We start from the raw sequence: 12827 nt of genomic DNA on the forward strand, positions 1-12827 counted from the left end.
AGATCGACCGCATCACCGAGATCAACACGCTGACCGGGGAGGTCAAGAACGTCGTCAGCCATGTGGCGATCTACCCGGCCTCCCACTACATCGTGCCGCCCGAGAAGATGGCGGCCGCGATCGATGAGATCCGCCGCGAGAGCGAGGAGCGGGTGGCTTATTTCAAGGAGCGCGGCAAGCTGATCGAGGCGCAGCGGATCGCCGAGCGCACCAACTACGACATCGAGATGATGCAGGAGATCGGCTTCTGCAAGGGGATCGAGAACTATTCCCGCGTCATTTCGGGCCGCGCGCCGGGCAGCACGCCCTACACGCTGCTCGACTACTTCCCGAAAGATTTCCTGCTCTTCGTGGACGAGAGCCACGTCACGCTGCCGCAGGTGCGCGGCATGTACGGCGGCGACCGCTCCCGCAAGCAGAGCCTGATCGAATACGGCTTCCGGCTGCCGTCCGCGCTCGACAACCGGCCGCTCAACTTTGACGAGTTCTACCAGAAGCTCAACCAGGTCGTCTTCGTATCGGCGACGCCGGGCGAGTTTGAGCGCCAGAAGAGCGCCGAGATCGTCGAGCAGGTCATCCGTCCGACGGGGCTCTGCGACCCCGAGATCGAGGTGCGCCCGGTCGAGGGGCAGATCGACGACCTGCTCTCGGAGATCAACCAGCGCGCCCAGAAGGGGGAGCGGGTGCTCGTCACCACCCTCACCAAGAAGATGGCGGAGGATTTGACCGCCTACATGGAGAACATGGGGGTGCGCATCCGTTACATGCACCACGACATCGACACGATCGAGCGGATGGAGATCATCCGCGACCTGCGCCTGGGCGAGTTCGACGTGCTGGTCGGCATCAACCTGCTGCGCGAGGGCCTCGATATCCCGGAGGTGTCGCTCGTGGCGATCCTCGACGCGGACAAGGAGGGCTTTTTGCGCAGCGAGACCTCCCTTGTGCAGACGGTCGGACGCGCGGCGCGAAATTCCGAGGGCAGGGTCATCATGTACGCGGACAGCGTCACCGAGTCGATGGAGAACGCCATCCGCGAGACCTACCGCCGCCGGGAAATCCAGATGGCCTACAACAGGGAACACCACATCACCCCGCAGACGATCAAAAAGGACGTGCGCGACATCCTCGAAATCTCGACGAGGGACGAGGTCGAGGGCAAAAAGGGCAAGCGCGGAAAGAAGCTCAGCCACAAGGAACGGGAGGCGCTCATCTCCAAGCTGACGCTCGAGATGAAGAATGCGGCGAAGATCCTCGAGTTCGAGCACGCGGCCTACCTGCGCGACAAGATTGCAAAGCTCAGGGCGGAGGACGAGCGCGCCCGCCCCAGCAGGCTGCCAAAATAAAGGAAACGGAAGATAGACTATGGCTTTGGATAAAATCGTTATCAAGGGTGCCCGGGAGCACAACCTCAAGAATATTGACATTGAGATTCCGCGTGACAAGCTGATCGTCTTTACGGGACTTTCCGGCTCGGGCAAGAGCTCGCTCGCGTTCGACACCATCTACGCGGACGGCCAGCGGCGGTATGTCGAGAGCCTGTCGAGCTACGCGCGCATGTTCCTGGGGCAGATGGAGAAGCCGGACGTCGACAGCATCGAGGGGCTCAGCCCCGCGATCTCGATCGACCAGAAGACCACCTCCAAGAACCCCCGTTCGACGGTCGGCACCGTTACCGAGATTTACGACTACCTGCGCCTGCTCTACGCGCGCATCGGCGTTCCGCACTGTCCCGTCTGCGGCCGGCCGATCGAGCAGCAGACGGTCGACCAGATGGTCGACCGGGTGCTTTCGCTGCCCGAGGGGACGAAGGTGCAGGTGCTCGCGCCCACCGTGCGCGGGCGCAAGGGGGAGCATATCAAGGAGTTCGACGCCGCGCGGCGTTCGGGCTATGTACGTGTGCGGGTGGACGGCAACCTCTACGACCTCTCGGAGGAGATCAAGCTCGAAAAGAACAAGAAGCACACGATCGAGGTGGTCGTCGACCGGCTCGTGATCAAGGAGGGAGTCCGCTCCCGCCTGGCCGATTCGCTCGAAACGGCGATCGGGCTGACGGGCGGCATCGCGATCGTCGACGCGGAAGGGGAGGAGATGACCTTCTCCTCCAATTACGCCTGTCCCGACCACGATATCAGCATTGAGGAGCTCACCCCGCGCATGTTCTCCTTCAACGCCCCCTACGGCGCATGCGAGAAGTGCACCGGCCTGGGCACCTTCCTCAAGGTCGACCCCGAGCTCGTCATCCCCAACAAGCGCCTGACCATCCGGGAGGGCGCGATCCGCGCCTCCGGCTGGTACTACGCCGAGGGCGGCATCGCGCAGATGTACTACGAGGGGCTCGCCGCCCACTACGGCTTTTCCCTCGACGTGCCGGTGAAGGACCTGCCCAAACAGGCGGTGGAGGTCCTGCTCTACGGGACCAAGGGGGAAAAGATCCTCATGCACCGCGAGGGCGGGTCGATGAAGGGCTCCTACTACACTGATTTCGAGGGGATCGTCAACAACCTCGAGCGCCGCTTCCGCGAGACGAATTCCGCGTGGATGCGCGAGGAGATCACCACCTGGATGAACAGCGTCGAGTGCCCCGTCTGCCACGGCAACCGCCTGAACGATACCGTGCTCGCGGTGACGGTCGGCGGGCTCAACATCAGCGAGTTCTGCCGGCTGTCGGTCGTGGGCGCGCTTGACTTTCTCGACCATCTCGAGCTCACCCCGCGCGAGCAGATGATCTCCGAGCTCGTGGTCAAGGAGATCCGCGAGCGGCTGGGATTCCTGCGCAGCGTCGGCCTGGAATACCTGACGCTGGCGCGCTCGGCCGGGACCCTCTCGGGCGGCGAAAGCCAGCGCATCCGGCTCGCGACCCAGATCGGCTCGTCGCTCATGGGGGTGCTCTACATTCTCGACGAGCCGTCGATCGGCCTGCACCAGCGGGACAACGACAAGCTGATCGCCACCCTCAAGCGGCTGCGCGACCTCGGCAACACGCTGATCGTCGTCGAGCATGACGAGGACACGATGTACGCCGCCGACTACATCGTCGACATCGGCCCCGGCGCGGGGATCCACGGCGGCGAGGTGGTCTGCGCGGGCACGGTGGACGAGATCAAGGCCTGCCCCCGATCGATCACCGGGCAGTACCTTTCCGGGGCCAAGCGGATCGGGGTGCCCGCGGAGCGCCGCAGGGGCAACGGGAAGAGCCTCAAAATCGTCGGCGCGGCGGAAAATAACCTCAAGGAGATCGACGTGGAGATCCCGCTCGGAATCTTCACGGTGGTGACGGGCGTCTCCGGTTCGGGCAAGAGCTCGCTGATCAACGAGGTGCTCTTCAAGCGCCTGACGCGGGAGCTCACCAATCCGCGCGTCAAGCCGGGCAGGCACGAGGACATCCTCGGTATGGAGAACGTCGACAAGGTGATCGACATCAACCAGTCGCCGATCGGACGCACCCCGCGCTCCAACCCGGCGACCTATACCGGCGTGTTCACCGACATCCGCGAAATCTTCGCGCAGACGGCCGACGCCAAGATGCGCGGCTACAAGTCCAGCCGCTTCTCCTTCAACGTCAAGGGCGGCCGCTGCGAGGCGTGCGAGGGCGACGGCATCGTGCGCATCGAGATGCACTTCCTGGCGGACATCTACGTGCCATGCGAGGTGTGCAAGGGCCGCCGCTACAACCGCGAGACACTCGAGGTGAAATACAAGGGAAAATCGATCTACGACGTGCTCGAGATGACCGTCGAGGAGGCGCTCGCGTTCTTCAAAAACGTGCCCAAGATCGCGCGCAAGCTCCAGACCCTCTACGACGTGGGGCTCGGCTACGTCAAGGTCGGCCAGCCCGCCACGACCCTTTCGGGCGGCGAGGCGCAGCGGGTCAAGCTCGCGACCGAGCTTTCCAAGCGGCCGACCGGGCGCACCGTCTACATCCTTGACGAGCCGACGACCGGCCTGCACACCGCCGACGTGCACAAGCTGATCGACGTTTTGCAGACGCTGGTGGACGCGGGGAATACCGTCATCACAATTGAGCATAATTTAGAGGTGATCAAAACCGCCGACTACATCATCGACCTCGGCCCCGAGGGGGGCGACGCGGGCGGAACCATCGTCGCGGCCGGCACGCCGGAGGAGATCTGCAAGGTTCCGGAGTCCTATACGGGGCAATACCTAAAAAAAATGTTATAAATTTATCAAATTTGTGCGGTTTGGGGCTTTACAAATAGTACACCAATATGGTATATTTGTGGCAGAAACAGCGGGAACCGCTGAAAACCGGTATAAAGGAGTTTTGTGACATGAAAAAGTATGTATGTAGCATCTGCGGGTTCGTCTATGATGAGGAGAAGGGTTATCCCGAGGAGGGCATCGCGCCCGGGACCAAGTGGGAGGACGTGCCCGCCGATTTTGTCTGCCCGCTCTGCGGCGTCGGCAAAGAGCAGTTTGAAGCGGAATAAGGAACGACGCGTGACCATTTGACCTGTCAAATGGTCACCTCGTTTGTATACAGGAGGAAACCAAAATGGCAGCAGTGAAAATTACCGACCGCATCTACTCCGTCGGAATCCTGAACCCCAACATGCGGGTGTTCGACATCGTCATGACGACCGACTACGGCACGTCCTACAACTCCTATCTGGTTATGGGCGAGAAAAAGAACGTCCTGGTCGAGGCGTGCCACAAGACCTATTTCAAGCAGTATCTGGCCAACATCCGCGAGGTGATCGACCCCGAAAAGATCGACTACGTGGTGCTCAACCACAACGAGCCCGACCACTCGGGCAGCCTCGCGCAGCTGCTCGAATACATCCCCAACGCGACGATTATCGCGTCCAGGGCGGGAAGCATCTACCTGAAGAACATCACCAACCGCGGCGACCTTTCGGTGCAGGCCGCCAAGGACGGCGACGTGATCGACATCGGCGGGGCGACGCTGCGCTTCATCAACGCGCCCTTCCTCCACTGGCCCGATTCGATGTTCACCTGGGTGGAGGAGGAGAAGGCGCTCTTCTCCTGCGACTTCCTCGGCGCGCACTACTGCGAGCCCTACACCTTCGATTACAATATGGCCTATCCCTCCAAGTACGAGGCGGCCTTCAAAAACTACTACGACGCGATTTTCGGACCCTTCAAGCCCTATGTGCTCGCGGGGCTTGAAAAGATCAAGGACCTGCCGGTGGAGCTCTGCTGCAACAGCCACGGACCGGTCCTCACAAAGGGCTGCCGCCTCGAGTACGCGAAGGAACGGTACGCCGAGTGGAGCCAGCCGCAGAAGAACGAGCGCCTGACGGTGCCCGTCTTCTACACCTCCGCCTACGGCAACACCCGCAAGATCGCCTCCGCGATCCGCGAAGGCATCCTGGAGGCGAAGCCGGACGCGGCGGTCGACTGCTTCGACATCATCGAACACGACATGGGCAGGCTGGCCGCGCTGCTCAATTCGTCCGACGCGTTCGCGCTCGGCAGCCCGACGATCAACGGCGACGCGGTGCCGCCCGCCTGGATGCTGCTGGCCCACGTCGACGCGGTCAACAACAAGAAAAAGCCGGTGTTCGTCTTCGGCTCCTACGGCTGGAGCGGCGAGGCGGTGCCCAACCTGTCCGCCCGCCTCGCGGGGCTCAGGATGAGCCTCTTCGGCGAGGGATACAAGGTCTGCTTCGTGCCTTCGGAGGAGGACCTCGCCAGGGCGAGGGAACTCGGCAAGGCGTTCGGCGAGTCGCTGTAACGTGTACGGTCAGGAGAAAGGAGGGATTCCGCGGAATCCCTCCTTTCCTGTTTCCTTCCCTTGAAAAAAACCGTCGAAAATGATATGATAATACGGTATGCAAATTGATTTCGGGGAGGACGCGTTTTGGCAACGGAACAGGCGGCGGCATCGTCCGCACAGATCGCGCGGCAGCGGGAGTTCGCCCGGCAGGTGCGGGAGCTTCTGGCGCGGCGCTACGACCATCCCCCGGCGGCGTTCGTCCATTCGTTCGGCTGCCAGCAGAACCAGTCGGACGGCGAAAAGCTCTCGGGGATGCTCGCGGAGATGGGCTACGGCTTCACCGATTCCCCAAGCTGCGCGGATCTGGTCATTTACAACACCTGCGCGGTCCGGGAAAACGCCGAGGACCGGGTGTTCGGCAACGTGGGCGCCCTCAAAAAGGTCAAGCGCGCCCGCCCGGGCATGCTGATCGGGCTCTGCGGCTGCATGATGCAGCAGCAGGCGGTCGCGGACCGGATTCGTGCGAGCTACCCCTACGTCGACCTCGTGTTCGGCACCCACGCGCTGCACACGCTGCCCGAGCTGCTCTTCCGGCGGCTTTCGGGGGAGCGGCGGCAGTTTTCGGTGGCGCCGGGGGACGGGGAGATCATCGAGGGGCTGCCGCTGCGCAGGGACGGCGCCATCAAGGCGAACCTGCCGATCATGTACGGGTGCGACAATTTCTGCACCTATTGCATCGTGCCCTATGTGCGCGGCCGGGAGCGCAGCAGAAACCCGGAGGACGTGCTGCGGGAGGCCCGGGAGATTTCCGCCTCCGGCTACCGGGAGATCACTCTGCTCGGCCAGAACGTCAACTCTTACGGCAAGGGGCTTTCCGAGCCGGTCGACTTTTCCGACCTGCTCGGCCGTGTCGACGCCGTGGAGGGGGATTTCTGGCTGCGGTTCATGACGAGCCACCCGAAGGACTGTACGAAAAAGCTGATCGATACGATCGCGTCGAGCGAAAAGGTCTGCCGCCACATCCACCTGCCGGTGCAGAGCGGCAGCGACCGGGTGCTCGCGGCGATGAACCGCCGCTATACGGCGGAGCGCTACCTCGAACTCATCGACTACGCGCGCGAGGCGATCCCCGGCGTCACCTTTTCGAGCGACATCATCGTCGGCTTTCCCGGCGAGACGCGGGAGGACTTTGAGGAGACCCTCGCGCTGGTGAGGCGGGTGCGCTACAACACCCTCTACACCTTCCTCTTTTCTCCCCGCACGGGGACGAAGGCCGCCTTGATGGACGACCCGGTCCCCGCGGAGGAAAAATCCCGGTGGTTCCGCGAGCTGCTCGACGCGGAGAGCGAAATCCGCGGGGAAATCCAGGCGGGGATGGTCGGCCGCACGGTGCGGGTGCTCGCCGAGGGGGAGGGCCGCTCCGGCGGGGGCTGGCTCTCCGGGCGCACGGAAAGCAACGACATCGTCGAATTCACCGGCCCGCGCGAGGCGATCGGCCGGTTTGTGAACGTCAAGATCGAGCGCGCGCTGAACTGGGCGCTCTTCGGAAGCCTGGCGTGACAGGAGGCGGGGAGGAACCATGAGAAGGAAAGACAGGGAAGTGACCGATCCGGAGCGGATCGACGCGATCATCCGCGCCTGCCACTGCTGCAGGCTGGGTTTTTATGACAACGGAGAGGTTTACATCGTCCCGCTCGATTTTGGTTATGATGAAAAAGAGGGAAAACGGACCTTCTATTTTCACGGGGCCAAAGAGGGCCGGAAGATGGACTGCATCCTGAGGTCCCCCCGGGCCGGGTTCGAACTGGATACCGGCTACGAGCTCATCGAGGCGGAGGTCGCGTGCAGGAACTCCGCCCGCTACCGGAGCGTCGTCGGGACGGGGCGCGTCTCGGTCATCGAGGCCCCGGAGGAAAAGCGGGCCGCCTTGCAGGCGGTCATGCTCCACAGCACGGGAAAGGGCGGTTGGGATTTCCCCGACGCGATGCTCAACGCGGTCTGTGTTTTTCAGCTGGAGGTGGAGACCCTCTCCTGCAAAGAACACGCATAAATAAAATTTCAAATAGAAAGCAGAGGAAAAAACAATGGATGTTATTGCAACGGCACGCCAGCTCGGAAAGGCGATTCAGCAGGACGAGCGGTATCTCCGCCTCATGGTGGCGCAGCAGATGAACGATTCGGACGAGGAGCTCCAGTCGCTCATCGGCAAATTCAACCTCAAGCGGATCGATCTCAATGGGGAGATCAACAAGAGCGAGAAGGACCAGGAGAAGATCACGGCGATCAACGGCGAGGTCAAGGAGCTCTACGCGCAGATCATGGCGAACAAGAACATGAGCGCCTACAACGACGCCAAAAACGAGGTCGACGGGCTGGTCGATTTCGTCATGCAGATCCTGCGCGGGAGCCTCGACGGCGAGGACCCCGACCAGATCGAACAGAAGAGCGGCGGATGCTCGGGCAGCTGCTCCTCCTGCTCCGGCTGCCACTGAACCACTGACAAAATAACCACCGGAGGTCGGCGTGGATGAACGTTGATATGCAGAAGCTCTCCCCGATGATGCAGCAGTATTTCGCCGTAAAGGAACAGCACAAGGACCACATCCTCTTCTTCCGGCTCGGCGACTTCTACGAGATGTTTTACGACGACGCGATCCTCGCGTCAAAGGAGCTCGAGCTCACCCTGACGGGGCGGGACTGCGGGCAGGAGGAGCGCGCCCCGATGTGCGGCGTGCCCTACCACGCGTGTGACGCGTACATCTCGCGGCTCATCAGGAAGGGCTACAAGGTGGCCATCTGCGAGCAGATGGAAAACCCCGCCGACGCCAAGGGCGTCGTCAAGCGCAGCGTCATCCGCGTCGTCACGCCGGGGACCCTCATCGAGAGCAACATGCTCTCGGAGGACACGAATAATTTCATCGCCTGCATCCTCTGCGACGCGGGCGGCTGGGGGCTGGCCTGCGCCGATATTTCGACCGGCCAGCTCTTTGTCTCCCAGTTTGAGGCGGGGGCGCAGGGCGAGCTGATTAACGAGCTCGGGCGGTACAGCCCGAGCGAAATCATCTTTAACGACGGGCTGCTCGACAAGAAGGAGGTCACCTCCTTTATCAAGGAGAAGCTCCACTGCGTCGCCGACCTGTGCGACTCCGAGCGGTTCGAGCCGCGGGAGGCCGAAGCGCTCATTGAACGGCACTTTTCCAGGGAACCGAAGGAACTGGGGCTCGAGGGGAAGGAGAGCGCGGTCCGCGCGCTCGGCGCGCTGCTCTCCTACCTCTACGAGACGCAGCAGAAGGGGCTCGAACGGATCACCGACGTCGGCTATGTGAACCCCGAGCAGTACATGGTGCTGGACCTGACCGCGCGGCGCAACCTCGAGCTGACCCAGACGATGCGCACGGGCGAAAAGCGCGGAACGCTGCTCTGGGTGCTGGACAAGACCAAAACCGCGATGGGCAAGCGGCTGCTGCGCAGCTACCTCGACAAGCCCCTCGTGAACCCCGCCGCCATCAATAAGCGCCTCAACGCGGTGGAGGAGCTCGTGGACGACACGATTTTGCGCCGCGACATCGCGGACGCCCTTTCGGGCATCTTCGACCTCGAGCGGCTGATGACCCGCGTCATCTACGGCAACGCCACGCCGCGCGAGTTCAAATCCCTCGAGTTCACCTGCCGGGCGCTGCCCGGCCTGCGGGAACGGCTTGCCGGCTGCGCGAGCGCCTATCTGAAGGAGGTTCACGACCGGATCGATCCGCTCGAGGACGTCTGCGGGCTCCTCTCCCGCGCGGTCGTCGACGAGCCGCCCATTGCGCTCAAGGACGGCGGCGTCATCAAGGAGGGCTTCGACGAAGAGCTGGACGGCCTGCGCTCCCTCGTGCACAACACCAAGCAGGTGCTTGTGGAGATCGAGTCGCGGGAGAAGGAGCGCACCGGCATCCGGAACCTCAAAATCGGCTACAACCGGGTGTTCGGCTACTACATAGAGGTTACGAGATCCAACCTGTCGATGGTGCCCGACGACTATATCCGCAAGCAGACGCTTGCGAACGGCGAGCGTTACATCACCCAGGAGCTCAAGGAGCTTGAGGAAAAAATCCTCACCGCCGGGGAGCGGATCACCTATCTGGAGGCGAAGCTCTTCGACGAGGTGCGCGAGGCCGTATCGGCGGAGCTGCACCGGGTGCAGGCCACCGCCTCCGCGGTGGCGCGGCTCGACGTCTACTGCGCGCTGGCCGCGGTCGCGCAGGCGAACGGCTACTGCCGCCCCGATGTGAACTTCTCCGATGAAATCTGTATCCGCGAGGGGCGGCACCCGGTCGTCGAGCAGCTGATGAACGGCGCGCCCTTCGTCGCCAACGACACGGCGCTCAACAACACCGACAAGCAGATCGCGATCATCACCGGCCCCAATATGGCCGGTAAATCGACCTACATGCGTCAGACGGCGCTTATTGTGCTGATGGCGCAGATGGGTTCCTTCGTACCCGCCGCGTCGGCGTCGATCGGCGTGGTTGACGGCATCTTTACGCGGGTGGGCGCGTCGGACGACCTTTCGTCCGGGCAGTCGACCTTCATGGTCGAAATGACCGAGGTCGCGCAGATCATGAAGGAGGCCACCCCCAAGAGCCTGCTCATTTTGGATGAGATCGGCCGTGGAACTTCGACATTTGACGGCATGAGCATCGCGCGCGCCGTGATAGAATATATTGCGGACAAGCGCCATGTGGGGGCCAAGACCCTCTTCGCCACCCACTACCACGAGCTGACCGAGCTCGAATCGGAGCTGCCCGGCGTCAAGAACTACAACATCGCCTGCAAAAAACGGGGGGACGAGCTCACCTTCCTGCGCCGGATCGTGCCGGGCGGCGCGGACGACAGCTACGGCATCGAGGTCAGCAAGCTCGCCGGCGTGCCCGACTGGATCATCCGGCGCGCCCGGCAGGTGCTCGGCCAGCTCGAGGAGGGCAAGGAGGTCTCGCCCGCGAAGAAGAAGCACGCCGCGGCCGCGGAAGGGCCGCAGATCTCCTTTGAGGCGGTGATTCCCTCGGAGGTCGAGGCGGCGCTTCGGCAGGTGGACGTCAACACGCTCACGCCGATCGAGGCGCTCAACAAGCTCTATGAACTGAAATCTCTGCTCAAGGATTAGGACGAAAGGGGGGACGCGGAGTGGCAAAGATCAACGTGCTGGACAAACAGGTCGCCGAGCTGATCGCGGCGGGCGAGGTGGTGGAGCGCCCCGCGTCAATCGTCAAGGAGCTGGTGGAAAACGCCGTCGACGCGGGGGCGACCAAGGTCACCGTCGAGATCCAGGGGGGCGGCATCCGGTATATCCGCGTGACCGACAACGGCACGGGCATCGCGCGGGAGGACGTGGAGAACGCCTTTTTGCGCCACGCGACGAGCAAGGTGAAAAACGAGGAGGACCTCACCCGCATCATGACGATGGGGTTCCGCGGCGAGGCGCTCGCCTCGATCGCGGCGATGTGCCGGGTCGAGCTGCTCACCCGCACGGCGGAGGAGATCGCCGGGACGCGCTATACGATCTCCGGCGGCGAACCGGGGGAGCTCTCCGACGCGGGCTGCCCGACCGGCACGACGATCACCGTCCGGGACGTCTTCTTCAACACCCCCGCGCGGATGAAGTTCCTAAAAAAGGACGTCTCGGAGGGCAACAGCGTCGCCGCCGCCGTCGAAAAGGCGGCGCTCGGCAATCCCGGAGTGGCCGTCAAGTTCCTGCGCGACGGCGTCGTGCGCCTGCAGACGCCGGGGGACGGGCAGGTGCTCTCGACGGTGCGGTGCGTGCTCGGCCGGGAGTTTTCCGAAAACGCGGTCCCCGTCCGCTATGAGGCGAACGGCCTCACGCTCGACGGGGTAATCAGCAGGCCCTCCTTCGCGCGCGGCTCGCGCGGGCTTCAGAATTTCTTCATCAACACCCGCTTCGTGCGCTCGAAAACCTGCATGGCCGCGCTCGAGGAGAGCTACCGCAACACGCTGATGGTGGGGCGATACCCCTCCTGCGTGCTGAACCTCACGGTCCCGCCCCAAGCGGTCGACGTGAACGTGCACCCCGCGAAGATCGAGGTGCGCTTCGCAAACGAAAAGAGCATCTTCGACCTCGTCTATTACGGCTGCAAGACGGCGCTTGGCGCGAACAGGCTCGCGCCCGAGATCAGGGCAGAGGATGTAAAGTATAATCCCTTTAAGGCGAATCCGGATCAGGCCGCGCCGGCACAGCAGCGGCTGAGCGTCGGCGAATATAAGGAGCTGCTTGAAAAGCGGCTCAAGGCGGAGCGGGCCCCCTCCGTGCTCGAATACACCTACCGCCCCGCGCCTGCCGCGCCGGTGCGCGCGGGTGCAGACGTGCCGCCGCCCTCCGACTATGACGCGCCGCTGTCGCTGGAGAGCCCGCCGCCCGCCGTGGGAACGGCGCCGCCGGCGCTCACCTTTCACGCCGAGCCGGTGACCCTCTTTTTTGACAAGGAGCCGGCGCCGGAGACGGCGGAAGCCGCCTCTTTGGGCATCCCGGAGGAAGGACCCGCCGCGCCGCCCGACCCCTATGAGAACGCGCGGGTGATCGGAGAACTGTTCGGCACCTATGTGCTGCTCGAGCGCGGGGACGAGCTGGTGCTCGTGGACAAGCACGCCGCGCACGAACGCCTGCTCTTCAACCGGATCGTGGCGGGCGGGGTCGGGGAGGACCGGCAGATGCTGCTTACCCCCGTCTCGGTGAAGCTCTCCCCGGAGGAGCACGCGGCGGTGCTGGAAAACGCTTCGCTGCTGGCGGGCGCGGGCATTCCCGTCGAGGACTTCGGGGACGGGTTCGTGCTGGTGCGGGAGGTCGCGCCGATCCTCGCGGACACGGACATCGCGGGGATCGTCTCCGAATGCGCGGACAAGCTGCTGCGCGGGGGCGGGAAGCTGCTGCCGCGCCAGCTCGAGGACTTCTACCACACGGTCGCCTGCCGCGCGGCGATCAAGGCGCACGACAGGACCCCCGCGCCAAGCCTCGCGGAGCTCATCGAAATGCTCCGGCAGGACGGCGACGCGGACCACTGCCCGCACGGGCGGCCGGTGTCCGTCCGTATGCGGCGGCACGAGATCGAAAAGAAATTTGGCAGGCTGGGCTGAT

The 12827-nt window shown here is 63.5% G+C and carries 9 protein-coding genes; all 9 read left to right on the forward strand.

Annotated elements, in window-relative coordinates; all coding sequences use genetic code 11:
* A partial coding sequence (locus ACZO3G_RS00885) for a helicase-related protein (RefSeq protein ID WP_486846688.1) occupies positions 1–1346 on the forward strand: 1346 nt, incomplete at its 5' end.
* A 19-nt stretch (positions 1347–1365) separates the two neighbouring features.
* Positions 1366–4182, forward strand: a complete 2817-nt coding sequence (gene uvrA, locus ACZO3G_RS00890) for an excinuclease ABC subunit UvrA (RefSeq protein ID WP_276872520.1) — start codon at positions 1366–1368, stop codon at positions 4180–4182.
* A gap of 110 nt (positions 4183–4292) precedes the next feature.
* Positions 4293–4451: a rubredoxin gene (rd, locus tag ACZO3G_RS00895; RefSeq protein ID WP_101550606.1), complete on the forward strand. Its 159-nt coding sequence runs from the start codon at positions 4293–4295 to the stop codon at positions 4449–4451.
* Between the two features lie 65 nt (positions 4452–4516).
* The gene (locus ACZO3G_RS00900) at positions 4517–5719 is read left to right on the forward strand and encodes an FprA family A-type flavoprotein (protein ID WP_276872521.1); all 1203 of its coding nucleotides are present in this window, start codon (positions 4517–4519) and stop codon (positions 5717–5719) included.
* A gap of 126 nt (positions 5720–5845) precedes the next feature.
* Entirely contained in the window at positions 5846–7261 is a 1416-nt protein-coding gene (miaB, locus tag ACZO3G_RS00905) for a tRNA (N6-isopentenyl adenosine(37)-C2)-methylthiotransferase MiaB (RefSeq protein WP_277138416.1), read from the forward strand.
* Positions 7262–7280: 19 nt separating this feature from the next.
* The gene (locus ACZO3G_RS00910; RefSeq protein ID WP_101550610.1) at positions 7281–7751 is read left to right on the forward strand and encodes a pyridoxamine 5'-phosphate oxidase family protein; all 471 of its coding nucleotides are present in this window, start codon (positions 7281–7283) and stop codon (positions 7749–7751) included.
* 34 nt (positions 7752–7785) lie between these two features.
* Entirely contained in the window at positions 7786–8193 is a 408-nt protein-coding gene (locus ACZO3G_RS00915; RefSeq protein ID WP_101550612.1) for a YlbF/YmcA family competence regulator, read from the forward strand.
* Positions 8194–8240: 47 nt separating this feature from the next.
* Positions 8241–10844, forward strand: a complete 2604-nt coding sequence (mutS, locus tag ACZO3G_RS00920; protein ID WP_276872526.1) for a DNA mismatch repair protein MutS — start codon at positions 8241–8243, stop codon at positions 10842–10844.
* Positions 10845–10864: 20 nt separating this feature from the next.
* A complete protein-coding gene (gene mutL, locus ACZO3G_RS00925) occupies positions 10865–12826 on the forward strand; it encodes a DNA mismatch repair endonuclease MutL (RefSeq protein ID WP_276872523.1) in 1962 nt (653 codons plus the stop codon).
* The last annotated feature ends 1 nt before the right edge of the window (position 12827 follow it).

Source organism: Anaerotruncus sp. (assembly GCF_057433415.1).